The 17,391-nt window shown below is 42.1% G+C and carries 17 protein-coding genes and 2 pseudogenes; all 19 read right to left on the bottom strand.

All coding sequences use genetic code 11. From position 1 onward, the window contains the following. Window positions 1-557 (bottom strand): aldo/keto reductase (locus tag VGA95_00230; protein HEX9664970.1); only part of this gene is annotated, 557 nt, incomplete at its 3' end. 98 nt (window positions 558-655) lie between these two features. Continuing rightward, window positions 656-1,063, bottom strand: coding sequence for a PIN domain-containing protein (locus tag VGA95_00225; GenBank protein HEX9664969.1), 408 nt, complete (start codon window positions 1,061-1,063; stop codon window positions 656-658). Next, entirely contained in the window at window positions 1,064-1,336 is a 273-nt protein-coding gene (locus VGA95_00220; protein ID HEX9664968.1) for an AbrB/MazE/SpoVT family DNA-binding domain-containing protein, read from the bottom strand. A gap of 254 nt (window positions 1,337-1,590) precedes the next feature. Next, window positions 1,591-1,911 (bottom strand): type II toxin-antitoxin system PemK/MazF family toxin, encoded by a 321-nt coding sequence (locus tag VGA95_00215; protein HEX9664967.1) that lies wholly within the window; start codon window positions 1,909-1,911, stop codon window positions 1,591-1,593. Then, the gene (locus tag VGA95_00210; GenBank protein ID HEX9664966.1) at window positions 1,898-2,128 is read right to left on the bottom strand and encodes an addiction module antitoxin; all 231 of its coding nucleotides are present in this window, start codon (window positions 2,126-2,128) and stop codon (window positions 1,898-1,900) included. The genes VGA95_00215 and VGA95_00210 overlap by 14 nt, the downstream gene beginning before the upstream one ends. A gap of 151 nt (window positions 2,129-2,279) precedes the next feature. After that, window positions 2,280-2,549 (bottom strand): hypothetical protein, encoded by a 270-nt coding sequence (locus VGA95_00205; protein HEX9664965.1) that lies wholly within the window; start codon window positions 2,547-2,549, stop codon window positions 2,280-2,282. A gap of 145 nt (window positions 2,550-2,694) precedes the next feature. After that, a pseudogene (locus VGA95_00200) lies at window positions 2,695-2,964 on the bottom strand (adenylate/guanylate cyclase domain-containing protein). 90 nt (window positions 2,965-3,054) lie between these two features. Beyond that, window positions 3,055-3,177 (bottom strand): annotated as a pseudogene (locus VGA95_00195) (zinc-ribbon domain-containing protein). 288 nt (window positions 3,178-3,465) lie between these two features. Next, complete coding sequence (locus VGA95_00190; protein HEX9664964.1) at window positions 3,466-4,290, bottom strand: methyltransferase domain-containing protein; 825 nt, start codon at window positions 4,288-4,290, stop codon at window positions 3,466-3,468. Window positions 4,291-4,345: 55 nt separating this feature from the next. Next, a complete protein-coding gene (locus VGA95_00185; protein ID HEX9664963.1) occupies window positions 4,346-4,876 on the bottom strand; it encodes a carboxymuconolactone decarboxylase family protein in 531 nt (176 codons plus the stop codon). 215 nt (window positions 4,877-5,091) lie between these two features. Beyond that, entirely contained in the window at window positions 5,092-6,432 is a 1,341-nt protein-coding gene (locus VGA95_00180) for an adenylate/guanylate cyclase domain-containing protein (GenBank protein ID HEX9664962.1), read from the bottom strand. A 121-nt stretch (window positions 6,433-6,553) separates the two neighbouring features. After that, a complete protein-coding gene (locus VGA95_00175) occupies window positions 6,554-6,961 on the bottom strand; it encodes a PIN domain-containing protein (GenBank protein HEX9664961.1) in 408 nt (135 codons plus the stop codon). Window positions 6,962-6,964: 3 nt separating this feature from the next. Next, entirely contained in the window at window positions 6,965-7,258 is a 294-nt protein-coding gene (locus VGA95_00170) for an AbrB/MazE/SpoVT family DNA-binding domain-containing protein (protein ID HEX9664960.1), read from the bottom strand. Between the two features lie 115 nt (window positions 7,259-7,373). Next, window positions 7,374-10,805 carry an adenylate/guanylate cyclase domain-containing protein gene (locus VGA95_00165; GenBank protein ID HEX9664959.1) on the bottom strand — a complete coding sequence of 1,144 codons (3,432 nt, stop codon included), beginning with the start codon at window positions 10,803-10,805 and terminating at the stop codon, window positions 7,374-7,376. 383 nt (window positions 10,806-11,188) lie between these two features. Then, window positions 11,189-11,932, bottom strand: coding sequence for an SDR family oxidoreductase (locus VGA95_00160; GenBank protein ID HEX9664958.1), 744 nt, complete (start codon window positions 11,930-11,932; stop codon window positions 11,189-11,191). A 446-nt stretch (window positions 11,933-12,378) separates the two neighbouring features. Further along, the gene (locus tag VGA95_00155; GenBank protein HEX9664957.1) at window positions 12,379-12,516 is read right to left on the bottom strand and encodes a hypothetical protein; all 138 of its coding nucleotides are present in this window, start codon (window positions 12,514-12,516) and stop codon (window positions 12,379-12,381) included. A gap of 215 nt (window positions 12,517-12,731) precedes the next feature. Further along, window positions 12,732-13,220: a cache domain-containing protein gene (locus VGA95_00150; protein ID HEX9664956.1), complete on the bottom strand. Its 489-nt coding sequence runs from the start codon at window positions 13,218-13,220 to the stop codon at window positions 12,732-12,734. Between the two features lie 255 nt (window positions 13,221-13,475). Continuing rightward, window positions 13,476-13,979, bottom strand: coding sequence for a nitroreductase/quinone reductase family protein (locus VGA95_00145; GenBank protein HEX9664955.1), 504 nt, complete (start codon window positions 13,977-13,979; stop codon window positions 13,476-13,478). Window positions 13,980-14,013: 34 nt separating this feature from the next. After that, window positions 14,014-17,352, bottom strand: a complete 3,339-nt coding sequence (locus tag VGA95_00140; protein HEX9664954.1) for an adenylate/guanylate cyclase domain-containing protein — start codon at window positions 17,350-17,352, stop codon at window positions 14,014-14,016. Window positions 17,353-17,391: the final 39 nt, after the last annotated feature.

Below are 17,391 nucleotides of genomic sequence, written 5' to 3'. Positions count from 1 at the left end.
TCCTTTTCAATATCCCTCATAAACATATTGTATGGCGGTTGAAGGGAGTTTATTTGTCTAACCTTCAGGCATTCCTTCATCTGTTTTCTCGTAAAGTTTGAAACGCCGATGTAGCGCACCTTGCCTGATTTAACCAAATCATCCGTTACTTTCATTGTTATTTCCAATGGTGTATTTGGATCAGGCCAGTGAATTTGATATAGATCAATATAGTCGGTTTTAAGCCTCTTCAGACTCGCTTCCACCGCATTAATTAGGTGATGCCTCGAACCAGACCTGAAAAGGCAGCCATGCTCGTCCCAAACAAGCCCTCCCTTTGTAGCTATTATTACATCCTTTCTCCTCTTTCCCAGTGCCCTGGCCAGAACTTCTTCAGAATGACCGAATCCATAAACATCGGCTGTATCAAAAAGATTACTTCCTAAATCAAGTGCACGCCTTGCGGCAGCGATTGAGTCCTTATCGTCGGTCTTTCCCCATCCCCCACCCATCGCCCAGCAACCAAACCCGATCTCCGACAGCTCTAAATCCGTATTTCCAAGTTTCCTGTAATTCATATCATTACTGAATACCTAATGTAAAAATCTACATTGACCAGAGGTATTTTTATACGAGAGCGTAATAAGAATTTTTGATCCTGACGTTAAGCAAACAGTCATAAGTCGATTCGTTTTATTCCTGACACGCGGTCAAAATGCGTATCGAAAGTGGCGATCTCCGTAAGTTTGAGCTTCTCCATGAACACGACATGATAGGCGTCTGCGAATGGAAGATTAAGATCTACATATAAATCAAAGGTCCTTTTCCACATTCGTCTGCCTGATAATAGAACCCTATGCAAAAAAATCAGAGGGATTAGTATTTCTCGGATTTTTGATTTCGGCTGTTTATAACTTCTTTGAAGAGTGAAGACCGTTTCGAATATTACTAGCTCTGAGATGTGGACCTGGAGCTCCCTGTTTTCAACCCTATATAAAAAAGACGTAGCCTTGGGCGATTGCAGTGGATCATCTTGTAAAAGGTGGCGAAGTAGAATATTGGAATCCAGGAATATTTCCGACATCTACTTTCCGGTTCTTTCTAAGGTTTCCCCAGCGAGAGCTTTCTCAGCCTTCTTTCTCAATTCGACGACTTTACTGGGGCGTATCCTGCTTTTGAATGCGCCTGCAGTACGTTCAACCACACTTCTCGTGCTAGTAAGATGTATTTTGTTACCTTCTAAAATGAATGCTATCTTATCGTTGGGACCGACACCGAGGAGTTTGCGTATATTGGCAGGTATGGTAACCTGGCCTTTTTGAGTTACCGTTCTTATATACTCTTCATGTCTTTGCATAGTATTACCTATTTATCCTATCAATACGATTTGTAATTGGTAATACTATAATGAAAATCTTAAATGTCAAAGTCTGTATTATAACGCTTGGTTTAAACCGAGGTTAGAAAACCTCGGCTATGGTTGAAGGGAATAGTGAAATCAATCCCGATCGCACTGAGCACTTCGTCCTTAGCTGAGCCGAAGGATCTTCAATCGTAATTTTTTTGTTTACGATTTAAGTTAGTCAACAATAGATTTGGGCCCATCAATCGTTAAAAACCGAGTTGTACCTTTATAGCCTTTTCTACTTTCTTCATATCGGAAATCGATAGCCTATCTACCAGATTAATCATGCGAAACTTGCTCACAGTTGTGAGTTGATCAGCCATTGCTTTATTCTGTTTTCCACTCAGTGTCACATATGCTTCACTTGGGTAAAGCCGGTCAACTTTACTCGTAAGTGGTACCACTTGTAGTCGGTTCAAATATTTATTTGATGCATCATTGCTGATAATTACTGCTGGTCTTTTCTTTCGGATTTCACCACCTACCGATGTTTCAAAGTTCACCCACCAAACTTCACCGCGGTTCATCGCTAATATCTCCGATTGTGGCCTCAGACCACTCTAAAGCCTCAGCTTCTCGTTTCTCGTCTTGGGCCATTTCTCTGTAAGCATTTTCTAAATCTTGAGTGATGACATGAGGGCGAACTAGAGATTCGATAAATTGACTGATTTTCCTATGGCCAATCACTTTATGTAACCCTTTATACACCTTTTCATCGATGGTAATGGTTAGTTTTTTTTGCATTTTAAACTCCTAAAATGGCGGTGAGTACGTATAGTATACGTGTATTGAAGAGAAATTGCAACATCTATGCGGGGGCTATAGCCGAGAATACTTTCAAGCAATGATGTCTTCTAACTTTTGTATCTTCACACTCTCGCCTCTTGACTCCCGACTAACTAGACAGCTCTTCTAATTGGGCCATGGGCTCTTTCAAGTCTCTGGTGTCAAATCCCTCCGTGAACCATCTATAAATTTCGGAAAGCATATTTCGAGCCTGTTCTTTCTTGCCTTGTTTTTGCCACAGACGGCTCAAGCTCAATATTGCTCTCAGCTCAAGGGATTTTGCGCTCTGATTATTTGCAACTTCCGTAGCCTGATGAAAATTTGATTCGGACTTCACATCATTATTTTCAGTGCAGTCTAGCAGCAATTCACCTTTCAATCGATAAATTTCCGCGTCATGGACACGTTCTGCATTTTTATGCGCTGATTCAAGCGGTTCATCCAGAATAACAAGACCACCACAAGTCCTGTATGAATACCTATTTGTACCCTTGGGCTTTGTTCAAGTTCTCGTATTTGATTGGTAGCTTACGAATTGGTTCAACAATCTCCAAACCTGCTCTAGCAGCTCTTTGGGCATCGTCTTCGTGTGCCTTTGGATATCCAAAGTAAACAAGGATTCCATCACCTAGATACTTAGCTATGTATCCTTCAAATCTTTTTATTACTTTTGCGCAGGCCTCCTGATATTCCTGCATCAATTGTCGCATGTCCTCTGGATCAAGCTTTTCAGAAAGAGCAGTAGATCCCACTAAATCACAAAACATCACCGTTATCTGGCGACGTTCTGCATCTGGAGCTTGTCGTTCTCTAACGGGGAGTTGGGCCTCTCGGTTTTTTTCTACTTGTTGGGTCTTCGAAATTGGAGCGGCGCATTTGCCGCAATACTCAAAGCCAGGAGGGTTATTAAAACCACAATTTGGACAACCAGGTCCAAGCGAGGTAGCACACTTGCCACAGAAATTCATCCCATCCGGATTTTCAAACCCGCAATTAGAACAACGCATTTAACTAAATTGAGAATCTATATAGTGGGAATGAAAATAAGCTTTAAATTAATATTAATTGACTATCTATAATGACCTTACTGTACATTTGCCCTATCTATGATTTTAAGATGTTACAAATCGCAATGTCAAATAGATGCACTCGGTTCTTTTGCATAAGCACCAAAGCTCATGGACTGATGAGGGCGTCGGTTCCTGCATCGCTCGATTCGAAATTAACGTTGGAAACTTTTAAAGATTTGTTTAATTCTTGGGGAGGAAGATACTACAATTTAAATTAGAAAGATTTTAGCTTATGACTCGGCCGCCGGGCTTTTGTGAGATAAATAGGTGATTTCCTGCGCGACCTTCATCAATAAGTTTTAGGTAGGTGTCAAAATAAATTATGTGTAAATCCGTGTTTTCTTTACCTTGCTCTTTTACAATAGTATCGTAGTGCTTTTTATAAGCATCACCCCACAGCTTGTTTTGAATTCTAAAATCCCAAACGTATTCAATTACCTTGACTATCATGAACCCTGCTCGTTTTAGCTTGGACTTATAACCATCCACTGTGTCATAGTACTGGGGGATAAGATAGCCATGCGCCATATCCTCGACGATCTTTGGGTCATCAGGCATATTAAAGGTCCCGCTCAAGAAAGCGAATAATCCTTTCGGCTTTAAAACTCGCACTACATGTCGAAACAGACCTTCCTTATCTTTAAACACATTCATTACGTTGATGCTGATAGATACATCAAAAGTGTTATCCGGAAATGGCATCTCCATTGCATCCCCAAGAATGAAATCAACACGATCGCCGAGACCGGCATCGCTAGCAAGTTTATTGCCCGTTTCGACTCCGACATCTGAAATATCTATTCCTGTTAATCGGCATCCGGTTTTATTCGCTATGTAAAGAGCAGGGCCTCCAACACCGCTACCAATATCCAGAACATGACTATCGGAATCTATTCCTGTCTCCTGTATTAATTCATCTAGATATTCGGGAGTGATAAATGACTGCTGACCGATGTCTTGATCTCCGAAGATACTTTTTCGAATCAACTGATTAGCCGGGCTGTCTAACTTATGCAGTACAGAATAGTCCAACCCCTTTTTTATCTCCATTTTCTCTCCGGAAATCCGATTCATTGTGAGTTCATTACACCGTAGGTCAATTTTATCAGTATTCCTCAGGGTCGAGCTTCAGTGCTTCGTTAAAGCGATTAATCATGTTGTAAAGAGATGCAATAGCCGTTATTTCCACAATTTGTGATTCGCTATAATACTTTTTAAGATCGTTATACACCTTTTCACTTATATTACCCGGGTTTACTGTGAGAGCTTCAGCATATCTTAAGGCCGCTTTTTCGGCGTCTGAAATATTTGCTGAATTGGGATTATCCATCTCAGTAATCTCATCGCGGGTAAAGCCCATTTTGGCACTGATTTGCTCATGTGCGTGACAGCAATACCTTGAGCGGTTTATCTTAGATACTCTAAGAATGATTCTCTCTTTTAGCTTTGCGTCCAGCTCATCTGGTTGTTGAACGGCTGCAACAAATGGTCCAATTGTAGATAGAATTGAAGGTTTGTGGGCAAGGGCCTTGTAAATATTTGTCAGCTTGCCTCTTTTTTTTATCATCCGCTCATAAGCCTCCTTAATTATGGGATTGTCCGTATCGCTTTGTTCAATGTATTTAACTCGGGCCATGTTTGCACCTCCTATGTAACCTTCTTTATTAATATTCTAAAAGATATATTTATAAGAAGGGTAGATTTTTAATCCTAACTATATTTTATACATGATTATTATTAAGATTGCACTAAATCCTTCAATACGTTCCTTGCCTTTTCGGGCTGGTGGAGTGTTCCAACCTCTTCGAATTGGGATTCACGATAGTTCTTCGAGTAGTGCCTTTGACTCTTTCAAATCTTTAGTGTCAAATCCCTCAGTAAACCAGCCGTGAATCTCAGCCAGCATCTGTTGGGCTTCATTGCGAGCGGTGGATACCTATCTAAAAAGGGCAAAGAAAGTAGAGAGGCAAAAAGAGAAACTGCCTCCTGAAATGTAGGGGCGGGTTTCAAACCCGCCCCTATAAGAGCCTTCTCCAATTTGCTCAGCTTCTCCTCTACAGTATCTTCCCTTGTGAACAAAAAACGTTGTAGGTGATCTATAATTGGATATAGAGCACTATTCTGATAGAAGGGTGAACACCTACTCTCTATCCTCACGTGTTCATCATCAGAAATATTATTCTTTAGAACCTGTAAAAGGCGTGACTTACCTATTCCTGCCTCTCCGCTAATCAATACCACCTGCCCTCTCCCCTCCTTTGCCTGTTCCCAACGATCGAGCAAAACAGCGACCTCCTGTTCCCTCCCAACAAGAGGCGTAAGCCCCTTCGTAACAGCCACTTCGAATCGGGTGCGAACAGCACTTGCCTGAAGCACTTGGTACACTTCCATTGGAGTTGAGATCCCCTTCAACGTATGTATTCCTAGGCTCCTGCAATCAAATAATCCCTCTATCAGCCTATATGTGGCTGGGCTTATGACCACCGCATCCGGTTCAGCTAATGCTTGCAACCGTGCGGAGATATTCGGTGTCTCTCCCACTATTGCCGCCATGTCACGCTTCTTTCCTCCCCCCATCTCGCCTAATACTACAAGACCTGTGTGAATGCCTATGCGTACTTGAAGGGTTTGTTGTAAGCGGGATTGTAGGGGCGATTCATGTATAGTGCGGGTAGTGAGTCGGGCACTATCAGCGAAGCTCATCGCCCCTACAGCCCCTACAATTTCTAAACCCGCTCTCACAGCCCTCTGTGCATCGTCTTCGTGCGCAAGGGGATAACCAAAGTAAACAAGCAATCCATCCCCCAGATATTGAGCAATATATACATCATAGTTATCGATTACTTCTGCACAGGCTTCTTGATAGGCGCGGACAAGGTCGCGAAGATCCTCTGGGTCTAGTTGTTCAGATAGGGAAGTAGAGCCTACCAGGTCACAAAACATAACCGATAACTGGCGGCGCTCGGCTCCAGGTGCAACCTTATCCTCTTGCTTTTCTAACTGCTTGTTTGTATTGGTGGATTTGGAAACCTGAGTTTGCCATGAGAGAGAAGCAGCACACTTGCCACAGAAAGCAACCCCAGGTGGATTCTCAGAGCCGCAATGTGGACACCTGAGACTCAGAGGACTAGCACACCTGCCACAAAAGTTCATAACATCCGGATTTTCAAATCCACAGCTTTTACAGATCATCTCTTTAACCAATAAATTTAGTTTACAATAATAGAAGGGAACTTACCTCAAACGATTTACTAAAATTTGGAAGAAGAATAGAAGAGAAAATATTTTATCTTGAAATCGGAGTGAACTAGGGCTAGAGCTTAATTCGTTTGATTCCAGGAACACGGTCAAAATCGGTGTCAAAAGTAGCAATCTCGGTTAATTTTAATTCTTCCATGAGTCCCACGTGGTAGGCATCTGCGAATGGAAGGTTAAGGTCTACATATAAATTAAAAACCCTCTTCCATCGCCGCTTATTGGGTAAGATAATTCCAGGCATTGAGATCAAGGGCAGAAGGATTTCGCGAATTCTTGCCTTCAGTTGTCGATAACTCCTTTCCAGAGTAAAAACCGTTTCAAATATAACTAGTTCAGAGATACGCGCCTGAATCTCACCTTGTTCAATTCGATGTAAAAAGTCCGTTGCTCTTGTTGATTGCTTCGGATCATCATGGATAAGATGTCGAAGTAGTACGTTGGTATCTAGGAATATTGCAGACATCTATCACTTCATACGCCTTTTGTGAGGGCGATTGAACCGCTCTAGAGACTCTTCCGCCATGGCTTGTTGAGCTTCCTCTCGTAACTCTGCAGCCGTGCGGGTTGGTTTATCGCTTTTAAACACCCCAGCAGTGCGCTCTACAATGCTTTTTGTTGAAGTAAGTCGTACCCGTTTATCTTCAACCACGAAGGCTACCTTATCATGAGGGCTCACGCCCAAGAGCTTACGAACCTCAGCCGGGATGGTCACTTGGCCCTTCTGAGTCACTGTCCTAACAAATTCTTCGGACGATTTCATAGTAATACCTCATATAATTTACATTACCTTATAGTAAAGGTAATACTATCATAAAAATCATGATTATCAACTTTTATACTATTTCAACGAGATAGTAAATACATTCCTACCCTCTTTACTCTTCTGATAACTCATCAAGCAGCGCCTTTGCCTCTTTTAAGTCTCTTGTGTCGAATCCCTCGGTGAACCATCCGTAAATCTCAGAAAGCATCTTATGAGCTCTTTCTTTCTTCCCCTGTTTCTGCCACAGACGACTCAGGCTTATCACTGCTCGCAGTTCCAAAGACTTTGCGCTCTGGTGACTGGCGATGTCGATGGCCTTACGAAAACTTGATTCGGCCTCAGCTTGATTACCGGGAGAGAAGGCAAGCAATTGTTCTCCTTTGAGCCGATTAAGCTCCGCCTGATAGAAACGTTCTCCATTTTTATGTGCTGTATCCATGGCTTCAGCAAGAACGGTGATCCCCTCTTCCGCCCGTCCTAGTTTACCATAGGATTCAGCCAGTAAGGCGAGGAAATATGTCAATGCCACTTCCGATCCCCTAGCTCGTCGGGCTGTTATGCCACTCACTATATCCTCAATTCCCTCACTCTCCACTCCCTGATCGATTAGCGCCCATCCACGCATGATATTTCCCAACGCCAACCACTGGGGAAACCCCTGCTCAGTAGAGATCTCGATTAACTTGTCTGCATGCTCTTTGGTCAAGTTGCTTTCGCGTCGAAACTGATGAAGACAAGAAGAAAAAACATGTGCAATAGCTATACTGTAAGGATGAGACTGTTCTTTAGCAAGGGTCATTGCTTCGTGGCTCTTCCTTATGGCCTGGTCTGAATAGCCCATTAACGACATGGTCCAGGCAGCATATCCGCAGCAGGCCATTCCAGGATCCTGTACATAGACGAAGGCATGAGACCGGTGCTCTTGGGGACTGTAAAGGGTAAAACCTTGCTTAACATGATCCAGAGCCATGGAGAGATCTCCAATCCAGAATAATATTTCGCCAAGTGCCAGATGGGCCTCCAAGAGATAAGATGGGTTTTGAAAACTCTTAGCTAACGTGAGAAGCTCATCCGCAAGTTCGCGTGCTGTTTGTAATTCTCCCTTAACCCTATAGAACTGTGCCAGCCCCCGTAAAACAGGAATGTGTTCAGTAGTCTCTCCGGCTTGATGACATAACTCCCTGGCTCGAGTGAAGACTCTTCCTACTTCCGGAGCTGCATATCCCTTGGTAACTGTCAGGGGCACACTAAGTGTTATTTGAAGAGTGAGCTCTTGCTGAGACCGTTCACTAGTTTCAGGAAGAGTATTTAGCGTCTCCAGACCCTTGGTTAAGTGACTGATCGCTTCAACATTTGCAGAGCGCTCAATGGCCCTTTGTCCTGCGTTATGCCAAAGTGGTATTGCTTTTTCCATAAGTCCACCCTCTGTATAATGATGGGCGAGAAGTTCTGGTTGAGTCTCGATTGTTTCTGGAAACCTATACTCCAGGACTTCGGCAATTTTCTGATGGTACTCACGCCTTTTGCTTTTTAGCAAAGATTGATAGGCTGACTCCTGAATAAGGACATGTTTGAAGAAGTACCTGGCATTAGGTGGAATACCCCTCTGGTATAGAAGTTCAGCTTCCACTAGCTTGGCCAACTCTCTCTGCAAAGTAGCTTCATCCATAGGCAACGCAGTATGAAGCAACTCGTATGTAAACTCCCTTCCAAGAGTAGCCGCAAATTGTGCCACCTCTTTGACAGTAGCCAAACGATCAAGCCTTGCCATGAGTGAGTCTTGCAGCGTGGAAGGGATAGCCAGTGTGGGGAGTGGAGCTGTAAGCTCATAGCGCCCATCTTCCTCTCTTAGAAGCCCTGACTCAATCACCATCTTTGTTAATTCTTCCACAAAGAGAGGTACTCCATCGGTCTTGGCTACAATCTGCTGAACTACATCAGTGGGAAAAGACTTGCCCCCCGCTACCTTCTCTACCATTATCTCCACCTGTTTTCTGGCTAAGCGGTTGAGTGTGATCTGGGTCAGGTGCGAGCGCATTGGCCAAGACGGGCTAAAATCAGGGCGAAAAGTAAGCAGAACAAAAATTCTGGCCCTAGGGACATGCTCTACAAGAAGACTCAAGTACTCCAAAGTTGAGGGATCCACCCAGTGCAGGTCTTCTACTATACGTAGCACTGGATGCATCTCGGATACCTTAAGAAGCCATGCCAACAAGGCTTCCATGGATTTCTGCTTCTGTATTTGAGGACTTAGGTTAAGGTGCGGATAGCGGTCGAAAAGTGGGATCGAAAGTAAGGGGGCAAAAAGGGGTACCATTTCCTCGAGTGAAAAGTCATAATGGTCTAGAACCCTTTCTAGCTTGTCCAGCTTTTTCTCGAGGGTGTCTTCCCTACTAAAATTTAACAGACGCTCAATATGATCAATAACAGGGTATAGGGAACTATTCTGGTAATAGGCCGAACAGCGACTTTCTATCCTTGCATGTGGCTCTTCCGTCGCTCGTTCTTTTAACACCTCTACAAGTCGTGATTTGCCTATGCCAGCTTCCCCACTGAGTAAAACTACTTGTCCTTCGCCTTCCTTGACACGTTCCCAGCGCTCCAGCAAAAGTTCCACCTCCTGCTCCCTTCCTATTAGTGGGGTTAGACCCTTACTAACAGCCAACTCGAAGCGGCTACGTACGTGACTTTCATGAAGCACCTGGTAAACATCTATAGGTGTAGAAATCCCCTTCAACAGGCGCGTCCCTAAATTCTTGAAATCAAATAATCCCTCTACCAGTCTATATGTGGCTGCGCTCATAACAACCGTATTCTGTTCAGCTAATGCTTGCAACCGTGCGGCGATATTCGGGGTCTCCCCCACTATAGCCATGGGGTCGCGCCTTTTACCTCCACCCATCTCGCCAATTACTACAAGACCTGTGTGTATACCCACCCGTACTTGTATGGGTTGCTGTAAACGACTATTTTGTAAGGGCAATTCATGCATAGTGCTGGTAGTGGGTCGGGCACTATTATCGAAGTCCATTGCCCCTACAATCCCCAATCCAGCTCTCACAGCCCTATGTGCATCGTCTTCGTGGGCTAATGGATAGCCGAAATAAACAAGTAATCCGTCACCCAGATATTGAGCAATATATCCATTATATTGATCAATTACTTCTGCACAGGATTCCTGATAGGAGCAAATAATATCCCGAAAATCTTCAGGGTCCAGTTGTTCAGATAGAGAAGTAGAGCCTACCAAATCACAAAACATCACCGTTAACTGGCGGCGTTCTGCTTCTGGCGCTTTACGTTCAGACATTACCGGTATGACCTGAGCGCCCTTGTCCTCTTGCGTATACGGCTGTCTATCTATATCGGTGGATTTGGATGGTGGAGCCTGATCTATGAGGGGCGTGGCACATTCTCCACAGAATTTGAACCGTGGTGGGTTCTCAAAACCACAGTTCGAACAGACATTCTTAAGTGGAGCACTACACTTGCCACAGAACTTAATCTCTATCGGATTTTCAAAGTCACAACTTGAGCAGCGCATTCACCCAACCCCCAAGGCCTGGTTTAAACATATTCTATCATATATATGCTATTTACACTTACTCCCTACTTATTCAAGGTTTCACTTTCGTATTCGTTTTAACTTTTCGCTTCGGCACTTGAATGGAGCTATTGTTTCGGTCTCATCTTCTCCAAAGTCCCCCTACGTTGTCATTCTCTCCTTTATATTCCTGAAAACGTGAAGCCTAGTGTCAGACCTGGTTATACCATTTCCAATAGAAAAGTAATCGTAATGGAAATGAAAAAACATACCGTAGGAGCGGCTTCTAGCCGCGATCTAGTCGCACCAAGATGGTGCTCCTACCGATACCAATATGAACACTCAATAACTGGGAATGGTATTACTTTTTTTGGTGATGAAGCTCAGATCAAGTGAAATAGCCCGCCATCAACAACGAAATTACTTCCTGTTACCCAGTTTTCAGTGGCGAGGTAAAGTGCCATCCGTGCAATTTCTTCAGGTTGTCCCATTCTTTTCATAAGATGACGACCACTCACGAATTCAAGTACCTGCTGATGTTTTTCTTCACCGTACATCTTTTTGAAGATGGCGGTATCTATACCACCGGGACTTATTGTATTCACTCTCACATCGGGGGCTAGTTCTTTAGCCCACAACTGTGTTAGCATGATTACTGCGGCTTTGGAAGCAGAATAAACGCTGTAGATAGGCATACCCCTAAAACCAAAGACTGAGCCGATGTTGATTATATTCCCATGAGTCTTGTTAAGTTCTGGAATCGCGGTTTGGGTTAGTGCAAAGAGACCTCTAACGTTGGTGTTAAATATCAAGTCGAATTCTTGAATTGTTGTTTGTGATGTTGGTTTGTAGATATTGGTTCCTGCGTTATTTACAAGAATATCCAATTTCCCGAACTCCCCGAGAACTTCATCGAGAGTAGCCTTACAAAGCTCTATATTGGTGATGTCAGCATTTATTGTTAGAATTTTACCTCCGAGCTTTTCTTTAGCCGTTTGAAGGTTACTTAGTCCCGTTATTGCTACCTTAGCGCCTGCCTCAAGAAAAGAATTTGCAATACCAAAACCAATTCCTTCTGTCCCGCCGGTAATAAGGGCAACCTTGTTTTCGATCGCCTCGTAACTCACAATGCACCTCCTAGCTCATTTCAAAAAATTGGGGACTCCAACACAGATTCTTTAATTCATCAACTCACGTTACGCCTATATTCCACTCTGTCATGCCCGAATGCTCCCCGCTTAAATCATACGGGTACAAGATTTATCGTGCATCCATACAATTGTCATACTCGAATGCTTTTATCGGGTATCCATATGTGTTCTTTAATTGATTCCCGCTTAAACTTATGCCCGCACCCTTTCAGTGGGTAACCCGTCGGTATGACAAGCTTTGCTGAATAATAACCATATTGTAATTGATTCACAGTCAAAGTAAGAATATTTCCCATAAGTTTATGAGTGTATAAATTCAGTCATTAATTTTTTAAGTTAGCCAAGGCTTCCTTTCTTGTTATTATGAACGAATATCATCATTCGATTAAATGCACGATGTTTAGGATTAATAATGTGGCCTATTACCCTAAATCTCTTAATACCTTCCTTGCCTTCTCTGGCTCGTGTAGTGTGCCCAGCTTTTCGAAGAGGTTTAGAGCATTAGTAACATATTTCTTTGCCTTATATTTTTCTCCTTTTTCCTTGTATAGCCTTTGCAAACTAAAATAACTCTTAGCAAGCTCGGTTTTTGCCCCTACTTTTTTCAGGATTTTAATGGCATCTTCGATATATTTTTTAGGTCAAGGCGCCAAAAGCATGGTTCCTCTTAAACCTCGACAATATGTCTTCCGTTTTTCAGCGTATCAAACTGATTTTTAACTGTTCTTGGATCATGTTCAAGCCATCAACCATGGAAGGTTGCTCTCTCAAACGATCAGTCCGTATAATAGCCGGAACCTATGATGAGCGTTTCATCTCCAGCTTTCACCTTCTTGATATAGGTCATTTTCTTGGAAGGTGCACCTTCTCCAGGTTTAGGGTACACATATTCTACCCATCCTGAGCCTTTGGTATTAGCTATTTCAATCATTTCCTGAACGAAAGCTTTTCCATTAACATCCTTGAAATCAATAATGTTTTTCCCCTCGAGATCCGGTTTAATGGGATGGAAAATTTCTATACCATTCACATCGAATGCGAAGATATAGGTATCACCTTTCAGCCACTGACTATCCTTCTTTCTAAATTCTGTAAAAGCTTCCGTCCCTTTGCTTTCCAGTAAAGCGGCTGCTTCATCGACTAAAGACTGAGTTTGTTTTGCCTCCTCGGATTGAGTCTCTTGCAACGATGAATATCCTGTTGAAGAAAGCACAAACATAAAAACGAGCAGTAGGATAACACCGTAATATGTTTTTCTTCTCATTTTAGAACCTCCTTTAAAGATTTTTATTAGCGTTGAATGATTTTTTTCATTAGTCTTTGTTTCTACAATCCCATTTGTAAGGGCCCTTCAATATACTAATATAAAAAGTACTATTTTTCACTTCCAGTTAAAGATGGATTAATGGCGAATCCTTGTCTCATAAAATGGGCGGATCCCCTCTATACGTATGTTTATCTGAGCAGTCCAATTAGGTTTTGGTTAGATTCCAAATAAGCAACGCTTTTAAACTATCTCCTATGTTGTCAATTTTTCTACTGGATTGACCCGCTCCAGTACCATCACCGGTATCTTGCGCAAAGTACACAATTGATACTTTTGGAATCCTGAATAATTCTCTGCTGAAAGTTCCCACAGTCTTTCACGTTCTTCACCCTCTGCTTCGCGAGCGATACATTTTATCTGAATCCCCTGGTATTCCACAGTTGCTTCAGGATTCTTCTTTAAATTGCGATACCAAGCGGGGTTGTCTGGGTAGCCGCCTCGTGAGGCTATCAATATGATATCGTCACCGTCAAATGTCGGCAGCAGTGGGACAGTGCGATTTAAGCCAGTTTTTGCTACTTTGGAGGTAAGAAGCACAAATAAGTGGTTAAATCGCGTTCCAACACCGGTCGAAATACGGCCGCGACTCCACTTGAGAATGTGTCTGTCAAGCGGAGTTGCAATTTTGAGGAAAAACCACGCTTCTAACCATGTCGACGCAAGATATTCCGTTGTGTTGTCATAAAAAGTTGGCACAATGAATCCCCTTTTCTACAGGAGGAGTTTGATTTTAAGCTAAATCCTTCAATACCTGCCGTGCCTTTTCGGGCTCGTGAAGTGTGCCTAGCTTTTCGAATACGTGGAGGGCCTGAGTAACGTACTTCTTTGCCTTATCTTTTTCACCTTTTTCTTTGTATAACCTTCCAAGGCTAAGGTAACTCTTGGCAAGCTCATTTTTTGCCCCTACTTTCTTCAGGATTCTAATACTATCTTCGATATAATTTTTAGCATTCTTAAATTCGGTTTTATCGCATAGCTCTCCTAAGATTCTGTGGTGTACCCCTTCCCAATATCTATAACCACTATCTCTGATAGTTCCTAGAATATTATTCAAGATTTCGAGAGCTTTATCTTTATTATTAGTAGATAAATAAGCTTCTGCTAGGTAGGCGCTAAATTCAGTTTGGTGATGTTTCAGACCAAATTCATAAGCTTGCTGTGAAGCCTTTTCCAAATACTCTATTGCCTTCTCTAACTCGCCTTTTTTGTAATAACCGTATCCAAGATAACCTGTGCCAAATAAAGAGAATAGAGGAGCAGGAGATACATCCAAACATTTTTTACAATAATCAATCCCTACATCCCATTCCCCTTTATCCAAATGGGTTCTGCCTATAGACCAATATGCTAGAGACAATAAGTTAATATCAGAGACTTCTTCACTTTTTTTCAGAAGCTTTTGCATGTAGTTTATGTTTTTGTCCCAGTCACCCGTATGCCAATAACACGCCCCTATGGCTTGGAAAGACATACCAAGCCAATAATGATCTCCCAGCCTCTCCAGAATTTTTATACCTTTTTTCACGATGGGAATCGCCTTCTTAGATTCACCCTTGTACCAATAGTTGTATCCTTGCGGAACGGATGCTAATCCTATGATTCTTTCATTTTTTGTTAACTCAGCCAGTTCAAGAGATTTCGTACAGTACTGAATTGCATCATCAGTACTTCCCATTACTGAGTAATAAAATCCCATTTTAAAGTAGTATTCTGCTAATCTGTTTTTGTCTCCAAGTTCTTCTACTATTGGTAGGTTTTTCTCTAAGGTTTTTATGTGTTCCTTAAATTTACCTATAAGACGCATGACTCTTGCCTGCTTTATGAATATATCTACCGCCTTTTCTTTATTTGCCCTGGTATCAGGCATGTTATCCAGTCTCTTCAGACCTTCTTCATAGTAGCCTATCGCATCCTCAGTAGAATAAATCTTTGCCGACTTATCCCCAGATAAGGTTAAATAATCAACAGCCTTTTCATCACTGGTGCTCCTTCCATAGTGATATGCCAATAGTTCATAATTCTCTTCCAGCTTATCGCCATATAAGTCCTCTATTATCTCTCCTATCTTCCCATGTAATTCTTTTCTTCTTTTAATAAGGACGCTGTTATAAGCTACTTCCTGTGTAAGGCTGTGTTTGAATCGGTATTCTAAGTCTGGAAAGAGACTCTTTTCGTATACTAGTTCTAAGCCTTTCAACTGAGCAAGATAATCTTGAAGCTCTTCTCCTATCTCCATTGTCTCTTTTAGCAGTTTATAGCTAAATTCCCTACCAATAACAGAGCCATATTGAAGTACCCTTTTAAGATTCTCCTCCAACCTGTCAATCCTTGCCATTATAATGTCCTGTATAGTATCAGGTACATCCACCTCGGCTGTTTCCTTGCTAAGACTATAGCCATCCTCTCCTCTAACTATTATTCCCGCCTCAGTGAAGGATTTAATAATCTCTTCTACGTAAAAAGGAATTCCATCGGCTTTGTCTGTAACTAATTTGATTAGCTCCCCAGTTAATTTTTCACTATCTAAGATTGATTTTATCATCTCCTCTACTTCCTTGTCGGACAGACGGCTTGGGGCAAGCTGAATGTGATAGGACTTCTCACTCCACTTAGCCCTGTAACCGGGGCGGCTTGTAAGAATTAGCATTATTTTAGAGCTTGGTATGTTATCTATAAGAAAGGTTAAAAACTCCTCAGACGCACCGTCTATCCAGTGAAGATTTTCAACAGCTACAACAAGCGGTCTCAAGTTGCTATCGGCTAAAATTATATTCTTTAAGGTCTCAAGTGTCCTTTTCCTTTTATCCCTTAAATCTAAGCTCTTCAGGAGAGGGGCATCTGTCTCAATTGAAAGTATGTCGTAGAGGAAAGGAATACCACCCTCTAAGTTTGAGTCTATTTCGCTAATTCCTTTCTCTATCTTCTTTCTTATTGTTATCTCAGTGTCTAGCTTATCTACTCGAAACCTCTTTTTTATAATATCTATCACTGGCAGGTAAGAAATTGATTTTCCGTAGGAAATACATCTACCCTCTAAGTAACGGAGGTTCTCATCTTCCCGGAGTTTATTAAATTCATAAAGAAGTCGAGATTTACCTATCCCTGCATCACCCAATATGGTTACAACCTGTCCTAGCCCTTCCTTGGACCTGGCAAAGGAATCTCTTAGAACTTCTATTTCCCTTTCTCTACCTATAAATTTTGTAAATCCGTGCTCCTTTGAAATCTCAAGCCTTGTTTTCTCTTCTTCCTTTTGTGCTATAACCTCATAAGCTGGTACGGGTTTCTTCTTACCTTTTATGTCTAGAGCACCTAGTGGGTTAAACGTGAATTGGTCTTTGACTAATTTATAGGTATCTTCAGCAACCATTATATTTCCGGGCTGAGCAATCTGTTCCATTCTTGATGCCAGGTTCACTGTGTTACCTAAAGCGGTGTAGTCCATCTTAAGGTCATCTCCAATATTTCCCACTACAACAGTTCCGGTGTTTATTCCGATTCTCATCTTAAAATCTATATTGTTTTTCTTTTTCAACTCCTCGCTATAGTCAGCCATGGACCTTTGTATAGCCACTGCAGAGTAAATAGCTCGAATGGCGTGGTCTTCATGGGCGATAGGAGCACCAAAGAGGGCCATGAACCCATCTCCTAGAAACTGATTCACAGTGCCTTCAAATCGATGAATTTCTTTAAGCGAGATATGGTATGATTTTTCGATAATAGAACGGAGTTCTTCGGGGTCAAGCGATTCGCCTATCGAAGTAAAGCTTTTTACGTCAGCAAAAAGGACAGTGACAAACTTCCTTTCCCCTTCAACGCTGCCTCTAGTAGCCAGAATTTTCTCAGCGAGGTTTTGAGGTATGTAATTTTGGGGTTTATCTAGTTGAAGTTGTGTGGGTTCTTTTTCTTTTACATCCCGGTCTAACTTATACCCACAGTCATCACAGAATTTGTCTTTTAAATCAAATTTGTTGCCACATTCGGGACATACTAAATCTAATTTGGATCCGCATTGATTACAGTACTTTGCTTTTTCCCGATTTTCATAATTGCAATTAGGACATTTCATACGCCTACCCCTTCCCAGGTCGTTTTTTTATACAAAAGA

It is taken from the genome of Thermodesulfobacteriota bacterium (genome assembly GCA_036397855.1).
Taxonomy (GTDB): Bacteria; Desulfobacterota_D; UBA1144; order Nemesobacterales; family CSP1-2; genus DASWID01.
This window is presented reverse-complemented; position numbering and strand designations above follow the sequence as displayed.

What these genes read in the sequence shown, in the direction of transcription:
- VGA95_00150 (HEX9664956.1), bottom strand. Translation starts at nt 13,220, where the DNA reads ATGAGAAGAAAAACATATTACGGTGTTATCCTACTGCTCGTTTTTATG.
- VGA95_00215 (HEX9664967.1), bottom strand. Translation starts at nt 1,911, where the DNA reads ATGAACCGCGGTGAAGTTTGGTGGGTGAACTTTGAAACATCGGTAGGT.
- VGA95_00210 (HEX9664966.1), bottom strand. Translation starts at nt 2,128, where the DNA reads ATGCAAAAAAAACTAACCATTACCATCGATGAAAAGGTGTATAAAGGG.
- VGA95_00175 (HEX9664961.1), bottom strand. Translation starts at nt 6,961, where the DNA reads ATGTCTGCAATATTCCTAGATACCAACGTACTACTTCGACATCTTATC.
- VGA95_00140 (HEX9664954.1), bottom strand. Translation starts at nt 17,352, where the DNA reads ATGAAATGTCCTAATTGCAATTATGAAAATCGGGAAAAAGCAAAGTAC.
- VGA95_00185 (HEX9664963.1), bottom strand. Translation starts at nt 4,876, where the DNA reads ATGGCCCGAGTTAAATACATTGAACAAAGCGATACGGACAATCCCATA.
- VGA95_00190 (HEX9664964.1), bottom strand. Translation starts at nt 4,290, where the DNA reads ATGGAGATAAAAAAGGGGTTGGACTATTCTGTACTGCATAAGTTAGAC.
- VGA95_00165 (HEX9664959.1), bottom strand. Translation starts at nt 10,805, where the DNA reads ATGCGCTGCTCAAGTTGTGACTTTGAAAATCCGATAGAGATTAAGTTC.
- VGA95_00220 (HEX9664968.1), bottom strand. Translation starts at nt 1,336, where the DNA reads ATGCAAAGACATGAAGAGTATATAAGAACGGTAACTCAAAAAGGCCAG.
- VGA95_00180 (HEX9664962.1), bottom strand. Translation starts at nt 6,432, where the DNA reads ATGATCTGTAAAAGCTGTGGATTTGAAAATCCGGATGTTATGAACTTT.
- VGA95_00225 (HEX9664969.1), bottom strand. Translation starts at nt 1,063, where the DNA reads ATGTCGGAAATATTCCTGGATTCCAATATTCTACTTCGCCACCTTTTA.
- VGA95_00170 (HEX9664960.1), bottom strand. Translation starts at nt 7,258, where the DNA reads ATGAAATCGTCCGAAGAATTTGTTAGGACAGTGACTCAGAAGGGCCAA.